Source organism: Burkholderia sp. BE17, assembly GCF_009362305.1.
Taxonomy (GTDB): Bacteria; Pseudomonadota; Gammaproteobacteria; order Burkholderiales; family Burkholderiaceae; genus Burkholderia; species Burkholderia pyrrocinia_C.
Genome location: NZ_WHNU01000008.1, coordinates 139448 through 156529 on the forward strand (window position 1 = coordinate 139448; position 17082 = coordinate 156529).

At 62.3% G+C, this 17082-nt stretch carries 14 protein-coding genes and 2 pseudogenes; 5 read left to right on the forward strand and 11 right to left on the reverse strand.

Annotated elements, in window-relative coordinates:
• Positions 1–274 precede the first annotated feature (274 nt).
• Both GD429_RS09655 and GD429_RS09665 read right to left on the reverse strand, forming a co-directional pair.
• On the reverse strand, positions 275–1552 hold the full coding sequence (locus GD429_RS09655; protein ID WP_152856723.1) for an epoxide hydrolase family protein: 1278 nt from the start codon (positions 1550–1552) through the stop codon (positions 275–277).
• A 198-nt stretch (positions 1553–1750) separates the two neighbouring features.
• On the reverse strand, positions 1751–2455 hold the full coding sequence (locus tag GD429_RS09665) for an SDR family oxidoreductase (protein WP_321574500.1): 705 nt from the start codon (positions 2453–2455) through the stop codon (positions 1751–1753).
• Positions 2456–2589: 134 nt separating this feature from the next.
• Here GD429_RS09665 and gcvA point away from each other — a divergent pair, with 134 nt between their 5' ends.
• Positions 2590–3483: a transcriptional regulator GcvA gene (gene gcvA, locus GD429_RS09670; RefSeq protein ID WP_152856726.1), complete on the forward strand. Its 894-nt coding sequence runs from the start codon at positions 2590–2592 to the stop codon at positions 3481–3483.
• Between the two features lie 16 nt (positions 3484–3499).
• Here the strand turns inward: gcvA and GD429_RS09675 are convergent, their stop codons facing one another.
• From GD429_RS09675 to GD429_RS09700, 6 genes are all read right to left on the reverse strand, one after another.
• Positions 3500–4096: a pyridoxamine 5'-phosphate oxidase family protein gene (locus GD429_RS09675; protein ID WP_152856727.1), complete on the reverse strand. Its 597-nt coding sequence runs from the start codon at positions 4094–4096 to the stop codon at positions 3500–3502.
• Between the two features lie 97 nt (positions 4097–4193).
• Entirely contained in the window at positions 4194–4385 is a 192-nt protein-coding gene (locus GD429_RS09680) for a hypothetical protein (RefSeq protein WP_321574503.1), read from the reverse strand.
• Positions 4386–4397: 12 nt separating this feature from the next.
• Positions 4398–5597 (reverse strand): PLP-dependent aminotransferase family protein, encoded by a 1200-nt coding sequence (locus tag GD429_RS09685; RefSeq protein WP_152856729.1) that lies wholly within the window; start codon positions 5595–5597, stop codon positions 4398–4400.
• Between the two features lie 249 nt (positions 5598–5846).
• Complete coding sequence (locus tag GD429_RS09690; protein WP_152856730.1) at positions 5847–6815, reverse strand: hypothetical protein; 969 nt, start codon at positions 6813–6815, stop codon at positions 5847–5849.
• 102 nt (positions 6816–6917) lie between these two features.
• Positions 6918–8561, reverse strand: coding sequence for a DUF2334 domain-containing protein (locus tag GD429_RS09695; protein ID WP_152856731.1), 1644 nt, complete (start codon positions 8559–8561; stop codon positions 6918–6920).
• 12 nt (positions 8562–8573) lie between these two features.
• Positions 8574–8879: a hypothetical protein gene (locus tag GD429_RS09700; protein WP_227791602.1), complete on the reverse strand. Its 306-nt coding sequence runs from the start codon at positions 8877–8879 to the stop codon at positions 8574–8576.
• Between the two features lie 443 nt (positions 8880–9322).
• On the opposite strand from GD429_RS09700, the gene GD429_RS09705 reads away from it, so the two are divergent.
• The 3 genes from GD429_RS09705 (at position 9323) to GD429_RS09715 (ending at position 13503) form a co-directional block, all read left to right on the forward strand.
• On the forward strand, positions 9323–9673 hold the full coding sequence (locus GD429_RS09705; RefSeq protein ID WP_152856732.1) for a hypothetical protein: 351 nt from the start codon (positions 9323–9325) through the stop codon (positions 9671–9673).
• 180 nt (positions 9674–9853) lie between these two features.
• A complete protein-coding gene (locus GD429_RS09710) occupies positions 9854–11812 on the forward strand; it encodes a glycosyl transferase family protein (protein ID WP_152856761.1) in 1959 nt (652 codons plus the stop codon).
• Positions 11809–13503, forward strand: coding sequence for a bacteriophage N4 adsorption protein A (locus tag GD429_RS09715; protein ID WP_152856733.1), 1695 nt, complete (start codon positions 11809–11811; stop codon positions 13501–13503). The genes GD429_RS09710 and GD429_RS09715 overlap by 4 nt, the downstream gene beginning before the upstream one ends.
• Before the next feature lie 35 nt (positions 13504–13538).
• Here the strand turns inward: GD429_RS09715 and GD429_RS09720 are convergent, their stop codons facing one another.
• The 3 genes and pseudogenes from GD429_RS09720 to GD429_RS09730 all read right to left on the reverse strand — a co-directional run.
• A complete protein-coding gene (locus tag GD429_RS09720) occupies positions 13539–14507 on the reverse strand; it encodes a hypothetical protein (protein WP_152856734.1) in 969 nt (322 codons plus the stop codon).
• A gap of 280 nt (positions 14508–14787) precedes the next feature.
• Positions 14788–15220, reverse strand: a pseudogene (locus GD429_RS09725) (NADP-dependent malic enzyme); the annotation flags it as partial.
• Between the two features lie 234 nt (positions 15221–15454).
• Positions 15455–15643: pseudogene (locus GD429_RS09730) on the reverse strand (IS3 family transposase); the annotation flags it as partial.
• A gap of 150 nt (positions 15644–15793) precedes the next feature.
• Here GD429_RS09730 and GD429_RS09735 point away from each other — a divergent pair.
• Complete coding sequence (locus GD429_RS09735; protein ID WP_152856735.1) at positions 15794–17029, forward strand: MFS transporter; 1236 nt, start codon at positions 15794–15796, stop codon at positions 17027–17029.
• Positions 17030–17082: the final 53 nt, after the last annotated feature.

A 17082-nucleotide genomic window follows, 5' to 3' on the forward strand; every position in this document is an offset into this window, starting at 1 on the left:
GCAGGCGCTCCGGTATCGCCGTTCGCAGCGGCGGCGCATGACGCCGCGCGGCCGTGTGAATCGCTTCACCGGTTTTATATCCGAACCATCCGGAGGCTTTGTATCCCAACGTATCTGTGTGCGAACACGACACACAGCGATTCAAAAATCGTGCGCGGAACGGCGGTTTTCGGGCGGGCCGCGCGGCTGATCGGCCCAGCTCGACACAGTCGACAGAACGAAAACAAACGCGAGCCGCACGCAAGCCAGCCCGCGCCCGCCGCTCAACCCACGCTTACCCGCGACGCAGCGGCCGGAACCCGGCACGCACTTCGCGTGCGAACAGCTCCGGCTCCTCCCATGCCGCGAAATGCCCGCCCTTGTCGACTTCGTTGAAATAGATCAGGTTGTGATAACTGCGCTCGGCCCAGCTGCGCGGCGCCTGGTAGATCTCGCCCGGGAACACCGTGATCGCTGCCGGCAGCGAAATATCCACCGCGTTGAAGTTGTTCGAGTGATCCTCCCAGTAGATCTGCGCGGCCGACGTCGCGGTGTTCGTCAGCCAGTACAGCGAGATGTCGTCGAGAATCTCGTCGCGCGGAATCGAGCGTTCGGGCACGCCGCCGCTGTACGTCCACTGCGAAATCTTGTCGTACATCCATGCGGCCTGACCGGACGGCGAATCGGCGAGCGCATAACCGACCGTCTGCGGACGCGTGACCATCATCGCCGAGTAACCGCAGTTGTCGCGATAGAACGTCCCGAGCTTCTCGTACGCGGCCTTCTCCTTCTGCGACAGCGAAGTCGGCGCGGGCGAATCGGTCGCGAGCAGCGCAGCGATATCCGGCGGCACCGTCGCCGGCATGTTCACGTGAATCCCGGCCAGGCCCTGCACGCGCTGCATCGCCATCCGGTGCGAGATCACCGACCCGCAGTCGCCGCCCTGCGACACGAAGCGCGTATAGCCGAGCCGCGCCATCAGCTCGCCCCACGCTCGCGCGATGTGGTCGGAACCCCAGCCCGTCTGCGTCGGCCGGCCGGAAAAACCGAAACCCGGCAACGACGGCACGACCACGTGAAACGCGTCGTCCGCGCTCGCGCCGTGCGCGGTCGGGTCGGTCAGCGGGCCGATCGCCTTCAGCAGCTCGAAGATCGAACCGGGCCAGCCGTGCGTCATGATCATCGGCATCGCGTTCGCGTGCCGCGAGCGCACGTGGATGAAATGAATGTCGAGCCCGTCGATTTCCGTGATGAACATCGGGAAACCGTTCAGGCGCGCCTCGCCCTTGCGCCAGTCGTAGTCGGTACCCCAGTAGCGCAGCAGCGCCTGCATGCGCGCGAGCCGCACGCCCTGCGATTCGTCGGCGACGGTCTCGCGGCCCGGCCAGCGCGTCGCAGCAATGCGGCGGCGCAGGTCGGCCACGGCTTCATCGGGAATGTGCGCGGTGAACGGGCGTATGCCGCTGGCGCCGGTCGCCGCATGCAGCGCGGTGGGCAGCATCGCCGATACCCCGGCGGCCACGGAAGTGGCCAGCAGGTGGCGACGCATCGGGGAAAACGGTGTGGAAGACATCGTTCGGCATCTCCTTTCGTGAAGTGGAAAGTGAACATGCCGCGCGCCCGCTCGCGCCCTGGCTTTCAATCCGGCGCGCCCCGGCCACGCGGCGTCGCCCATTTGAAAGGTCTGATGTATCCGGGATTTGTCTGATTTGTACGCGTTTGTATTTGCGGCGCGGCGAGCGGCCCGCGCGGCCGCTCGCCGGCCTGACGCTCAGAGCGCGTTGACGATCGCGCCGTCGACGCGAATGTTCTGCCCGGTGATGTAGCCCGCGCCGTCGGACAGCAGGAACGCGACCGTCTTCGCGATCTCGCCGGTCTTGCCGAAGCGGCCGGCCGGAATGCGCGCGACGATCTCAGGCGTTTCCGGCCAGCTGTCGATGAAACCCGGCAGCACCGCGTTCATCCGGATGCGCTCGGCCGCATAGCGTTCCGCGTAGAGGCGCGTCCATGCGCTCAGCGCCGCGCGCAGCGCCGACGATACCGGCATCGGCTGCTCGGGCGCGTCCGCCGCGAAGCTCGAGATGTTGACCACCGCGCCGCCGCCCTGCTGCTGGAAGATCGGCGTCACGCGGCGCATCACGCGCACCACGTTCAGCAGGATCAGGTCGAGCCCCGCGTGCCAGTTGTCGTCGGTGATCGCCAGCAGTTCGCCCTTCGGCGGATGCCCGGTGTTGTTCACGACCGCGTCGATCCTGCCGTAGCGCGCGACCGTCTCCTTCACGAGCCGGTCGATATCGGCTTCTTCCGTGACCGAACCCTGGATGCCGAACCCGCCCAGTTCCTCGCCGAGCGCCACCGCGCTGCCCGACGGCGACATCAGCGCGACGCGGTAACCCGTCGCCGCCAGTTCGCGCGCGATCGCCGCCCCCATGCCCTTGCCCGCCGCCGTGATCAACGCCACTTTTTCTACAGTCACGATCTGCTCCTCGTTCGAAACCTGCCGCCGCGCAGCCGCCATTCGGCGCGCCATGGTGGTAATGTAGGCGTATCGCACACGACTGTCGAACCAGTATTTCTGCCTCCAGCCGATAGTTTTTCTACAGCCTGACGATGCCGCCTCGCCCTTCCCGCCTGCCGCCGCTGAATGCGCTTCGTGCGTTCGAAGTGTCCGCGCGGCACCTCAATTTCCGCGCCGCGGCCGACGAGATCGGCGTCACGCAGGGCGCGGTCGCGCAGCAGGTGCGCCACCTCGAGGACGTGCTCGGCCTGAAGCTGTTCGAGCGCCTGCCGCGCGGCCTCGCGCTGACCCACGACGGCGCCGCGTATTTCTCCGACGTGCAGCGCGCGCTGCACGCGATCGCCGACGCAACCGACAAGCTCGTGAAACGGCGCGCCGCGTTGACGATCAGCACGACGCCGTCGTTCGCGTCGAAGTGGCTGATCCCGCGGCTCGCTCAATTCACCGACGCGTATCCCGACTACGACGTGCGCGTGATCGCCGACCAGCAGCTCGCGACGTTCCGCCACGACGGCGTCGATCTCGCGATCCGCTACGGCAAGCCGCCGTTCGGCAAGCATCTCGCCGCGCATGCGCTGTTCCCGCTCGATGTGTGCGCCGTGTGCAGCCCCGCGCTGCTGGCCGCGCCCGCGTCGCCGCGCGCCCTCGCCGGCCACGTGCTGCTGCACGATGCGCACGACCTGTGGCCCGAGTTCCTTGAAGCGATGCCCGAGCCTGTCGATATCGATCCGCACAAGGGGCTGCGCTTCAACCAGACGTCGCTCGCGATCGATGCGGCCGTTGCCGGCCAGGGCATCGCGCTCGCGACCGATCCTTTGGTCGAGCGCGATATCGCGGCAGGCCGGCTGTGCAAGCCGTTCGATTTCGCGTTTCCGCTGTCGGTGGGGTTCTATCTCGTGTATCCGGCCGAGCGTAGCGACGACGATGCGATCGCGATGATGCGCGACTGGATGATCGGGCAGGCGGTGGTGGACGAGCGGCCTTGAGCGGCCTGCGTCCGGATCAGGGGGCAATCCAGCGGCCTTCGCAGCCGCTTTCGTTCAGATCGAACACCGCTCGACGATGGCCCGCGCGTGCGAGCTCGAGCCAGTCGATGCGCGTGACCGTCATGTGGATCACGCAGAAGTTTTCGTAGCCGTCGCCGGAAGGCACGGTGTCTTGCCTCGCCGAGACATGCGCTGCTTCTGGCGACTCGACCGGCGTGCCGGGCGGCAACGGCGCGCGATAGAGCAGCAGCGTATGCGGACGGCTCGATTGCCAGATCGCGCGCCGCTGCGCTTCGTCGTCGCAGATCGATGCGACGCCTTCCGCGCGAATCTGCACGAGCGCATCGAGATCGCTCGCGACGATCGCGATGCGCGGATCGCGGCGCAGCTCCGCGACTTTCTCCGAACGCACATCGGTATGAAACGACAGCACGCGACCGGCGCGGCTCGCCTGGCGCAATACGATCGTGCGCACCTTCGGTGCGCCGTCGAGGCCGAGCGTGGCCGCCTGCAGCATCGTGAACGGCGAGCGCTGCACGCCGACGCCGGATTCGAGGCAGGACCACAGGCGGTCGTACGTTTGCGTGAGCGATTCGGAAGTTGAGTCGGACATGAGGGGCGGCGGCGATCGCACGTGTTTCGATCGCGCAAGCTTAACCGTTTGCTCCGGTGACGGCTCGCGTGCGATGCGGCCGCCGCCTTCGTGCCGTTCAGTTGTAGCCGAGAACGACCGGCGCCGCATCGCCGGCATCGGTCGTCGGCTCCGCGCCGAACCGGCCGAGCACGTCGGCCACGTACTGCGGCCCCGCGCTGATCTGCGACGAGCGATGCTTTGCCGATCGGTTATCGCCAGCACCTGGCGCCGCGCCCATCGATGCTGTGTCGTTGACGGTGATAGTCACGTTCATGTCTCCTCACGCGGCCAGCGCCGCACCATACGCGCGCACGAGGCGCGCGACGCCTTCCCGGATCGCGTCGACGTCCGGCGCGGCGAACGACAGGCGCAGCGATGCCGCGTCGACGTTGTCCGCGAAGAACGCCTTGCCGGGTACGAACACGATCTTGTTTGCGATTGCGTGTTGCAGCAGCACGTCCGACGACACCGCGCCGATCCGCGCCCACACGAACATCCCGCCTTCGGGGCGATGGAATTCGATCGCATCGCCGAAACCGTCGCGCAGCGCGTCGCACATCGCGTCGCATTTGCGCTGGTACGCGGCCGTGATGCGCGGCAGATGGCGTTCGAGCGCGCCGTCGGCCAGATATTCGGCGGCGGCCGCCTGCGTCCATGGCGAGCTGCACAGATCGACCGTCTGCTTCGCGATCACGCAGCGCCGCGCGATTTCGGCCGGCGCGATCGTCCAGCCCACGCGCAGCCCCGGCGCGACGATCTTCGACAGGCTCGCGAAATGCACGATCCAGTCGCGCGCGCCGTCCACTTCACCGGCGAGCGCGAGCATCGACGGCACGGCTTCGCCCGCGAAGCGCAGGTCGCCGTACGGATCGTCCTCGACGATCAGGAAACGGTATTGCACCGCGAGACGCAGCAGCTTCAGCCGGCGTTCGCGCGTGAGCGTCGCGCCCGTCGGGTTCGCGAAGGTCGGGACGGTGTAGAGCAGCTTCGGCTGGGCGATCTCTCCCGATGCGAGCCGGGTCGCGAGACGATCGACGTCGAGGCCCTCGCCATCGACCGGAATCGTGACGATGCGCGCCTGCTGCAGACGCATCGCCTGCAGCGTTGCCGGGTAAGCCGGCTGTTCGGTCAGCACGACGTCGCCGGGCGACACCATCACGCGCAGCAGCAGGTCGAGGCCCTGCTGCGAGCCGGTCGTGACGAGCAGTTCGGCCGGCGTGCACGCAACGCCGCGACGCGCCATCAGCGCGATCAGTTGCTGCTTCAGTTCGGCGAGGCCGTCGGTCGGGCCGTATTGCAGGCAGCGCACGGGCTGCGCGTATGCGCGTTCGGCAGCCGTGTTCAGGCCGTCGACGTCGAACAAGTCGCTGGCCGGATAACCGCCCGCGAAGGAAATCATGCCCGGTTCGGACAGGTACTTGAACAACTCGCGAATCGGCGAGCCGGCGGGATTCTGGAATGAGGGAGTGAACGCGTACATGTCGTCGTGAGCAGGATGGCGCGGACGGCCGGGATAGCCGCCAAGTGCCGGCCACCGGGGCGCTTCTGGCGCCACGGCGGCGAATTCGAGCCACGATTGTCGATAGTCATTAAGGCCGCGGCAAACGATATCTATGCACTACGTCTTGCGGTTTGGTCATCAAATGGAGTTGTCGCGGCGATCCAGTCCGGCCGATTGTTTCGCCGCGCGCGCCTCTCGCCTGCCGCTGTTTACCGGGGTGAAGCAGACTCAGCGCTCCGTACCGCCAGGCCCGACCGGGTGCGGCTTGGCCGTCCGGTTGTTGAGTTCGCGCATGAGGTCGTCCGACACATAGTGGGGACCATCGAACAGATAGACCGGATAGCCGCGATAAACCTGGAGCTGCCTGCTCAATTCCTCGGCGCTGGCCGAACGGAATCCGCCGTGCTCGGCTGGCCGGAAGGCCTCGGCGATGACCCGCACGCGTCGTTTGCCCAGGCGTGAGGCCAGCTCATCGAGGTAGGTGCGCGCAACCTGCGGCTCGCGGGCATAGACGCCGCAGCCGTCCTGGAAGAACACCCCGACGTCCGACGGCAGCCACGTTGCGAGCCAGTCCGCCAGCGTCTTTCCGCCGATATTGGTCTGGTCGTAGACGCTCACCCAAAGCGGACGAGGCAGTCGCTGCAGGATCTCGGCAAGCTTGGGCGCCTCCTGCCAGGTCGGATCGATTTCGACCGGGAAGTAGTAGCCGGCGACATGCAGCGGCAGATGCACGCGCGCCACCTCCACGGACTGGTCCGCGAGCGTCGACAGGTGGGTGCGCGCACGTTTTTCGTCCTGGTAGCCGGCCAGGCCCAGGATCACGTTTCTGGCCCACGGCGCACGACCGATGCGTTCCCAGTCGGGAAGGTGCGCCGCGGTAGGGATGTGGGTGTTGGCAACGAACGCGGTATCGTCCACGACGGTCCATTGGATCAACAGATCGTGTACGCCGAGCATCTGCCAGTTTCCGACGGGATTCGTCGTCGTGTTGTCCACCTGCCAGACGATTCCGTCGGCGTGAACGTCGTGCGCCGTCCAGCTGCATGCGGCCACGACGAGCGATGCGCCGATCGCCGCGAGCGTCGCCGCCCGGTGCGAACGCGGCTCGCCAGCGCGCCGGCGCGGTCGGCCTGCCGGTCGAAGCCGGCCCATACGCTGTTGAAATTTGCGCACGGCCGGGATGGCGGACGTGGTCATGGCTCCCCCGAAGCATTCTCGCGCGTCATCGTAGCCCATCAAACGCAAACGTGCGACCCGCATTTCCGATGCGGGTCGCACGGGGCTGCCGTCACGCTCGCCTCACTTGGCGGTCGTGCCGTCTACCCACTTGTAGCCGAGATTCGTGATGCCGTTCACCATACTCTGGAAGTCCTGGTAGGCCGGCAATCCGAGATCGGGTTCAAGCCAGTACGGATGGAAGAAGAAGGACGCGAAACCGTCCCGCACCGCCAGACCGTATTGAGCATTGGTCACGATTTGCTGCCATGTGTAGGTGATGCACGAGAACGGGTCGATATTGCAGATGTTGTACTGGACACTGCCCAGGTTCTCCGGAATGATCCGCTGCCCGTAGTAATCGGCGTTGATGATGTACGGGAAGAACTGACCGGCCGAGAAGTCCTGGTTCGGTGCACCCGTTCCGATTTGCGGGTTGTTTGCGGTGTAGTAGACGGCCCGCTGGAACGTCGTCGGGAACGTGATGGCGGTGGCCGCCGCTGCATTCGGCGACATCTGGTACTGCGGCGCGGCCCAGCCGACGATCTTGTAGCCGTTGGTCGTGAACTCGAGGAGGCCATCGGCCATCCTGCCTTCCGCCCATTGAATGGAGTCCTCATCGACGGGACGGTTCTGGACCGCATACCAGAACTCATAGTCGCTGCCGCTGACCGCAGTCAGAAGATTCGGCGTCGAATCGTACTGGTGCGTATAGCCGTGCATCACGATCGAGCCGCCGCGCGGTAACGCATAGTTCAGCGCACTCTTGAGGCCCGTTGCCTGCGCAAGATGGATCGTCTCCGGCACACCGCCGTTGTAAAAGCCGTTCGGATCCGTATACAGGGGAATGGTGGCCATCGTGAACGGAATCCTCTTGAAGTACAGGAAGTCCGTCAGCTTTTTCATCGAGCTCGTCGTTGTATACGCATCGAGGTCTTCCAGACGGACGAGAGCGCGGTGATTCACCGGTGCATTGGTCTGCAGGATGTCGTGCAGGATGTCGCATATCACCAGGTATCGATCCATCGGGCCGATGTACGAAAACGGCATGTCCGCGAAATACCAGAACTTGCCCGAGCGCATGATGTATGGCGTGGTCGCCCCACTCTTGCTGTTCTTGATGGTGACGAGCGCCTGCGCCTTGGTCGCATCGACGATCTGGGTCAGCCCGACATCCGGGTCCGCGTTGATGGAGCCGGTCGACGCGTCATACGCGTAGTACTTGACCATCGGCAGGTTCTTGTACGTGACCGTGTCGTAGAAGCCGGGGTTCGGATTGCTCGATGAAGGTGGCGCATTCAACCCGGCTATGCCGAGAAAGCTGAACCCGAAGGTCTGGTTGAAGGTAAACGCCGTGTTCCATGCAAGCTGCCACAAGTTGTATTTGAACCAGACCACGGTCTTCGTGGCGGTCATCACGTCGCTCATGAACGCCGTCGGAATCGGGTTGTTGTAGTAGTCGCCGATGTAGAACGTGACGTCGTGGTTCGCGACCATCCCGGACGTGTAGTTCTGTATCGGAACCAGGTCGACCGTCGCGTTGAAATGGCCAAGCAGGTTCCTCAGCATGATGCTGTACATCAGGCCGAGCTTCGAATACGGATCGTTGGCCGGGTTGTCGTAAAGCACGAGCGTATGTGCGGTGGTGGTCTGCGCGTGCGCCGTGCTCGGCAACGTCATTTGCGCGAGTCCGGCAAGCAGAGCTATGACAAGCAAGATCTTTTTCATGGCGGTTTCTCCCTAGTCACGTTGCACGTTGCCGCCGGCTTTCTTGACGGAATTCCTGCTGAACTTGGGGCGCCCCGTCTCCTTGTACGCCTTCTCCCAATCCTCGTCGGACATACCCGGCTTCACCTTGACCTGGGCGGACCCGTTCGGCAGCGGAGGCGGCTTGATCTTCACGGCAGATGAATTGCTTGTCTGCTGCGCACTCGTATCCTGAACAGCGACGGCGAAGGCGAGCGCGGAGATTAATGTGACGAGTGATCCAACGGTGCTCAATCCGTTCCGAAAATATCGATTGCGATGAGAAAGCATGATTTTCATCCTTTGATATGCAAAATAAATTCATCTCGTTAACGAAACGAGCACGGCGGCGTGCCATTGATAATCAGGGCGTTATGTCTTTATTTTTTCCTGCGCACTTGATTTCATACGAAAATCCAGGACCGGATGTTTTTGTTTTAAAGCTAGAACCGTACCATCGGTCGCAAATGGGCACGGGATCAAGACACCGAAATCGGTGCGTCATGACAATCCAAAATTGTTGCAAAAAAACGTTTCAGGCATGCAACGTAACCCCTGTTGAAGCTGTCATCTGACAAACAATTGAAGCCTGTTCGGACGATTCAGGGAAAACCAGCTCCCCCAGCGCTTCGCGGATCGTGACCCGGCAATCGACTCGGTTAACTCGCACAGGTCATGGCGACTGGAAAGGTTGATTTTCGGGTTCGCCGCCAATCTCTCCGGCCGGCGATCGCTGGAATCACGTGACGATTTCCCGATGGCGGCAGCCGGCGGGCGGTAACGAGCCTGCAGACTTCTTTTCATCTGATCAATCGACCCTGCGTTTCAGCACTGAAACGTTTGGCTCGGATTCGGTGGGTCGATCTTGCGCGGCGCCCGCAGGCCCCCGGACGGTCAAGGGTGGCACGGCAATGGCGCGCGACTTGCTTTATGAACTGCGTATTGAAACGACGGTGCGCAGGGAGCGCTGCGGGAAGCTGGATCGAGAGCGGCTGCAATCATTAATGGTGCAGGATCCACCCCGGCGGGAGACGGAAGTGAGCGAGGCAATACCAACTTTCAAAAGTCACCCACTGAACACGTTTCATCTTTGAGGATATTACGTGATCGCATCGAGAAAGCTCCAGGCTGACAGAGCCTTTTTCGAGTGACAGGAGTTTTTGCGGCGCAAGCCGCGAAGTGGGAGTGACGGGGTCGACGAGGACGGACGGATATTCGTCTTTCGTTGGTGCAAGGGAGAAGAATTACAAACAAGATAAAATCTCGGGAAAATGATGGATAACACAATATGGATTGCATATTTATATGCACTTAACATTATCGCCATTTTGACCGCGATCGTCATCCTGGTAAGCACACTGGATGACCTTATGCTCGACGCCTATTATTGGTCATTCGAAATCTGGCGGATGCTGCGTCACGAAAAAACGCAGACTATCGATATTGCCATGCTGCGCGCCGAGGAAGAGCGCTATCTGGCGCTCATGGTGCCGGCATGGAAAGAGTATGACGTGATCGCCAAAATGATCGAAAACACATTGGCGACCATGGAATACGAGCGATATGTGATCTTCGTCGGCACCTATCACAACGACGCCGAAACCACGGCGGAGGTCGAACGGATGGTCCGCCGTTACCCGGGCAGGGTGACGCGCGCAACGGTCATGAACGATGGGCCGACCTGCAAGGCGGACTGCCTGAACTGGATCATCGAAGCGATCCTGCGCTACGAAGAAACGCATCATATTCAGTTCGCGGGCGTCGTGATGCACGACTGCGAAGATGTCATTCATCCGGTCGAACTCAAATACCTCAGCCATGCAGTTGCGGATAGCGACCTGGTCCAGCTTCCCGTTCTGTCATTGCCGCGGAAATGGAACGAGTTCGTGGCCGGATGCTATATGGACGACTTCAGCGAAACGCACCAGAAGGACGTGCCGGCGCGCGCCCGTCTCACCGGCGTCGTCCCCGGCGCGGGCGTCGCATCGTGCTACAGCAGGCGCGCCATCGAAGCGGCGATGAAGGAACGCGACGGCTGTCCGTTCAATACCAGCTCGCTGACCGAGGACTACGATTTCAGCTTTCGGTTGAGAGACCTCGGGATGAAGGAAACCTTTGCCCGCTTTCCGCTTTCGGATATCACGCAGAATGCCGGGGCCAAGCGTGCAAATAGCGGTGCCGCCAATCGAAACATATTGGCCACGCGCGAGTATTTTCCAAAGACATTTCGTACCGCATATCGGCAGCGTGCGCGCTGGATCCTCGGCATCGCCTTTCAGGGCTGGGAGCAGCTCGGCTGGAAGGGCAATCTCCTCACCCGCTACATGTTCTTCCACGACCGCAAGGGCATCGTCACCTCACTTTTTTCAGTGATTGCTTACGTTGTACTAATCAATTTCGTGACAATTGCGGCCCTTCAGAAATTCGGTCATGTCATTCCCGTCAGCGCCCCTCTCGTCACGGCGAGCGCCTGGATGGCGCCGCTGCTCTGGGTGAACACCGTCATGCTGTTTGCCCGCGCCGCGCAGCGCTACTACTTCGTCAGCAAGCTGAACGGTCCGGTCCAGGGGCTGCTCTCGATTCCGAGGATGTTCGTCAATAACCTGATCAATTTCTACGCGGTTTGCCGGGCATGGCGCATCTATCTCGGCCACCTCGTAAGCGGCAAGCCCATCGCGTGGGACAAAACCAGCCATACCTACCTGTCGAACGCGGAGCTCGGGAAAGCACGCCTCAAGATTGGCGAGATCCTGGTCGGCTGGGGCGTGGTTTCACTGGAGCAATTGCAGGCAAGCCTGGAAAAACAACTGACATGCGGCAGGCGGCTGGGCGAACTGTTGATCGAAGGCAGCGCGATATCCACCGAATCGCTGGCGGATGCGATCGCGGAGCAAGCGGATCTCCCCCGGGTCAGCCTGGGCAACGTGGCGGTGGGCCACTTCGCGGACTCGCTGGCATTCGAGCTGCAGTATGCGTATCTGGCTATCCCGTTTTCGACCGCAGACGACGGAACGTTGAACGTGGCGGTCGGGCGGCCGCTCACGCAAGACGAACAGGATGTCGTGCGGCGCGGCGCCAAGACGAACGTTGCGTATTTCATCGCCTGCGATACGGAGATTGCAGCCGAACTCGCCCGGCACTCGCGCTTCGTCGAACTCGCGCGAGCGCGCGACGGCGACGGCGCAACGCCGCAGGTTTCTCCGGTGCAAAAGCCGTCAGGAGAACAGGCATGAAACGCTCCAGAATCCCGATCGCGGCTGGCATCAAGCGCTGCGCCCGGTTGAGCGCACTGGCGATCGCCGTGTCGCTGGCCTGGCAGGCCCCGGCGTACGCCACGCAGCCGCTCGTGCCCAAAGCCTATCGGCTCGCCGATGGCGCATACAAGGCGATCAGTGCCGGCGACCTGCCCCGCGCGGAAGAGTATGCGCAGCGCGCCCTCAAGATTCAGCCCGGAAGCGAACAGCTCGGGTTGCTGCTCCTCGACGTATTCAAACGAGAGGGAAAAATCGACGAAGCGGACGCCATGATGGAATCGTTAAGCGTTCGTTTTCCGAAAAGTGCCGCGGTACGGGCGGAGCATGGCTACCTGGCGCAGCGCCAGGAGCGCTACGACGTGGCGTGCAGCGATTTCTCGGCCGCCGTCGAGACGGGAAAATGGAGCAAGGAGCAGCAGCGCAACCTGCGTCTTGCGTGGTTCGACAGTGCGCTCGCGGCGAATCGCCTGCATGAAGCCGGCGTTGCGCTGGCGCCGCTGGCGGATGAAAAATCAGCCGTGATTCAGTTGCGTATCGCGCAGTTGAGCTTGAGGTCGGGCGATCGCGAAAGCGCCATCCGCGTGGCGGACCTCGCAGCCCGCGACGCGTCGACGGACGCCGAGCGGAAGATGGCCGCGGCGATCGTGACGCAGGCTCAGCAACCCGAGCAGGCGCCGCAGGTACCGGTGGACAATACCGCGACACAGAAGTTGCAGGAGGCCTATGACCTCCTGCGGGAACACAAGGATCGCGAGGCGCTCGACGCGTTCCAGGAGGGTTTCGACGGCGGAGCCGGCAACGCGATGAACTACGCGGACGCAGGCTATGCCGCCAAGCGTATCGGCCTGAACGAGCAGTCTGTCGAGTTGTTCGAGCACAGTCTCGACGCCGATGAAAACGAACACAAGTTCGATGCGCAGCACAAGTTCGGCTATCGGCGAGAAGTCGAGCAACTTCAGCGCACCTGGGGCTTCGTGCTGAGCGCGCCCTACCAGTCGGCCGCGTTCGGCCCGCAAGGCACCATCAGCGTGTTGCAGCCGGGTATCGAGGCGTACTGGCAGCCACCGAAGATCGGCTACCAGAACGGGCGCATTCTCCAGTTCTTCGTGCGCGGATACGGCACGGCATACGACGGAAGCGGCAACGTGACCGGCATGCCGACCGTGCAGGGTTCGGTGGGGGTGCGCTACAAGCCGATACCCGACCAGAACGTCGTGATGACCGCCGAGCGGCTGTTCCACGTCGGCAGCCTGTCGATGACGGATTGGCTGATGCGCCTGGGCTATTCGTCGGAAGCGGGTACCGACCTGCGGGTCACCGAACCGAGCTGGCGCAGCTGGCAGGCCTATGTCGAAGGTGCGTACTTCATCAAGGCAGGCCGATACATCATCTATTCGGAGTTGCGTTACGGGCACACCTGGCGTTTGACGGCGCTCAGCGATCGGCTGACCGTCTACCCGCATGCCGCGGTGGCCGGCGATCACGACAACCGCCAGCCGGACAAGACTGCAATCGGTGTGGGGCCCGGCATCCAGTTTCGATACTGGTTTCGCGAAGGCAGGTATAGCGCGCCGGCAAGCTATCTGGATGTCACCGTGCAATACAGGTTTCCGTTGACGTCAGCGGTACGCGCACGTGGTCTCGTGGTACGCGCAACATTGTGGTTCTAACCTTCGACGCTGACGCTTACGCGCGGATCGCGCAATCAGTTGGGTGATTTAAGGTTGATGATCGTCTGACGCAGCAACTGGAAGTAGGAGCTCGTCGAGTACGGGAGCATTTGTTCGACGTAGTTCCACCAGAAGAAACCGCCGATGAAACGCGGGTCGGTCATGCTGTTGACCATCGGGTAGTAGGTTTTGATCAGGTTCTGCTGTACCGACGCCGGCGCGGAGATATCCGACGTACCGATTTCGCCGAAGCCGACCTTCGCGTTCGGGAAGATGCTTTCCAGCGCCGCGAAATCGTTCTTCCACGACGGGCTCAGCCCCGGGCAATCCTGGTACGGGTAGTAGCTGAACAGCGCGTAGTCGGCCTGCTGGCGAACCGTCGAGGACAGGAACGTCGTCGGCCAGGTCTTCCAGTAATCCTGGGGTTTCTCCCAGCAGTTGGTACCCTTGCTGTCGTCGTTGTAGTACAGCGTGATCGCAGTCTTGCCGCCGTTCGATTTCACGATCGTGTTGGCCGCGGCGACCATCTGGCCGATCTGCTGTTCTTCCGAATTGACCACCGAGTTCGTACCGCTCGGGTCGTTGCGCAGCCATTCGCCGTTGATTTCGTTGGCGATCTCCCACACGTCGACGGTGTTCTTCAGTTGCGACACCAATTCCTGCGTTCTCGCTTTATACGTGGCGAGATCCGTCGGGAAATAGTAAGAATCGTAGACCTCGCCCATCACGTACGCGACCGAGTGCAGGCGCAGCAGCGGTGCGTAGTAGTCCGCGGCCGACGTACCCGGATCGAACACGACGCGCACGGTCGGCCGGTACGGCAGGTTCTGCAGCGACGCGATGATGGCATCGAGCTTCGTCAGATCGTCGAGCGTGACGCCGTAGACCGGATTCTTCAGGGGTTCGACCTGGGCTTGGGCCGACTGGGACAAGGGCAAGAGCCCTGCATAGGCAAAGCACGCGGCAACGGCCGTGCGCGAGATGTTTTTCGTCAGTTTTTTCAAAACGTCCTTCCGTCCTAAAGTAAGAAGAAGCGCGATTTTAGACGAAAATAAAACATAATTATCGGACGATATCGACAGAAATGGCTCCGGAACATTGTGGGACGGCGCATCGCGCAGGGGAAGTTGCGACGCGATGCCGCAGGGAGATATGTCCAGCATCCCTAAACGACTATCCGGCAACATTGCGTCACAACGCGGTCGAATAGTGAAACCCGTCACCATCGGGAGCCGGCTGCGCGATGCGTTGCGGAGCCGTCGACGCGGTGCTTTCGACGGTCGGTCAGGCGGACGTATTGCGGTTGGATTCAATCGCCGTCAACGCGGCCATAGTCACAATCCGTCGCACCGGCAAGCTCAAGGAGAGGGTAATCACTTGCGCGTTTACGCTCGGCAGGAACGGCTCCATTGGCACATTGCTGCCCGCTCTGGTCTTGAGCTGGTTGTCCGCGTTTTTTTTTGCGTCGACGTTCGGAGAGACGAGCGGGTTGGCAGCGCTCTCGAGTGGCGACATCGGAAGAAGGCGCGAGCGCGGCAGCCGTGAATTCCGCAGCCTGTTCGGCGCTGGGATCAGCGTTGATGTGAGTATTCGCCAACGCCACCGTCCGCTGGTCGAGCAACAGAATGCTCATTGCCGGATAGGTGGAAACACCAAGCTTCTTGCGGATCACTTCGTCGACCAACCCCGTGCGGGCGTGACAGTTGTCGAAGGTGCCCGTCGACACGCATCGCGACTCCCGCGGCGATGGCCGGGGCGGTAGCCCCCCGGCGGTCAGTCGCGTTCGCTCAAAGCTTGCGCCCACCGGCAAGAGCCGCATCGAGCGGCCCCTGTTTGTCATGTCTTACGGTTCAGGGTCGTGGTACGGCTGCTCTCTCGGCGCACACTGGCTGTAGTCCGGCGAGATCGCGATCTTCCTGGTGGCCATCAATCGTTCTCCCGGGCGGGTTCGCTAGCCCGTAATGCGCCGCTCGAACTGAACCGGGCTAAGGAAGTTCAGTGTTGAATGCCGCCGGTGCGGATTGTAGAAGCGCTCGATGTCATCGAACACATCTGCCCGTGCCGCGTCCCGCGTCCGATAGACGCTTCGATTGACCCACTCCGTTTTCAGAGTGCTAAAGAAGCTCTCCGTCGCCGCGCTTCTCAGGTGCGTTTTCGCGAACGGAGAGATCTGAATATGTCACTTGTCGACCCATTTGCGGCTACTTACGATCAATTCGACTAGTCGCGGTGGGACTGCTCGGCATCACCGACGCGGGCCCGATCTTCCCTCTATCGGCAGATGTCCACCATGATCGACCCCAATAAAGGCAGACGTGCCAGCCTTGCGGTATTCGCGCTGCTCTACCTCGGCTTTTGCATCTCCTACATCGATCGCTCGGCGATCGCGCTTTCGCTCGTGGCCATCGGCAAGGAGTTCCATGTCGGCACTGCGGTGCAGGGTGTCGTCATGAGCACGTTCTATATCGGCTACGCGGCCATGCAGATTCCCGGCGGATGGATAGCGGATCGCTGGGGGAGCAAAAAGGTCATCGTCGTGTCCGTTGCGTTCTGGTCCTTGTTCACCTTGATGACCGGTCTCGCGTGGTCGCTTGCTTCGCTGATCGCGATCCGCTTCATCTTCGGTCTCGGCGAGGGCGGTTATCCCGGAGCTGCAGTGAAGGGCGTGACCGAATCGTGTGCGCGGGAGGATCGCCCGAAGATGTCGGCGCTCCTGATGTCGTCCAACTATGTCGGCAGCTTCATCGCACCACTGACTATCGCGCCGCTCATCCTCTATCTCGGCTGGCGTCATGCGTTCTTCGTCGCTGGCGGCGCGGGTCTCGTGTTCGCGCTCTTCTATCTGATCGCGGTGAAGGACACGCATCGGAAACGCGATTCGGCTGGCCGTTCCGCACGCATCGACGGCGCGGCAACGCGCACGCTCCTCAAGATGCCGCTCATGTGGAAGATTCTGCTCACATGGTTCTGCATGGGCATCGTCAACAAGGGACTCGATGCATGGATGCCCGCGTATCTTCTGACCGAGCGCCATCTCGACCTCAAGGCAGTCGGCATGCTCACGCCGCTGCCCTTCGTCGCAGCGAGCGTATCGACGGCGCTGGGCGGCTGGATTCTCACACGCTGGTTCGACGGCCGCGAGAAGTGGCTGATGGCCGCGTGCTGCGCGATCTCCGGCTTCTTTCTCTACGAGATGTACACCGCGGAAACGGTGACGGGCGTGATCGCATATCAGTCGATCGTTTACTTCTTCAAGTCGTTCGTGTTCGCGGGTGTCTTCGCGCTTCCGGTCAAATTTCTGCCGCAACGGCTCATCGGTACAGGTGCGGGCATGGTCAATTTCGGCGGACAGGTGGCAGGATTCGTCGCGCCCGCCGTCATTGGCCTGCTGGTTTCGATCACGGGCAACTACGACACGGTATTCGGCTTCCTGATCGTGGCGACGGCGTTCGCGGTCATCACCAGTCTGTCGATACGACTGTCGCCCGAAGCCGGTGCACGCCTTGTCACCGCCGAGGAGGCCTGATCGCTTTGCCGGCCGGACAGGCGCTATCATGGGAAACTCCGCGTCCAGTCGAT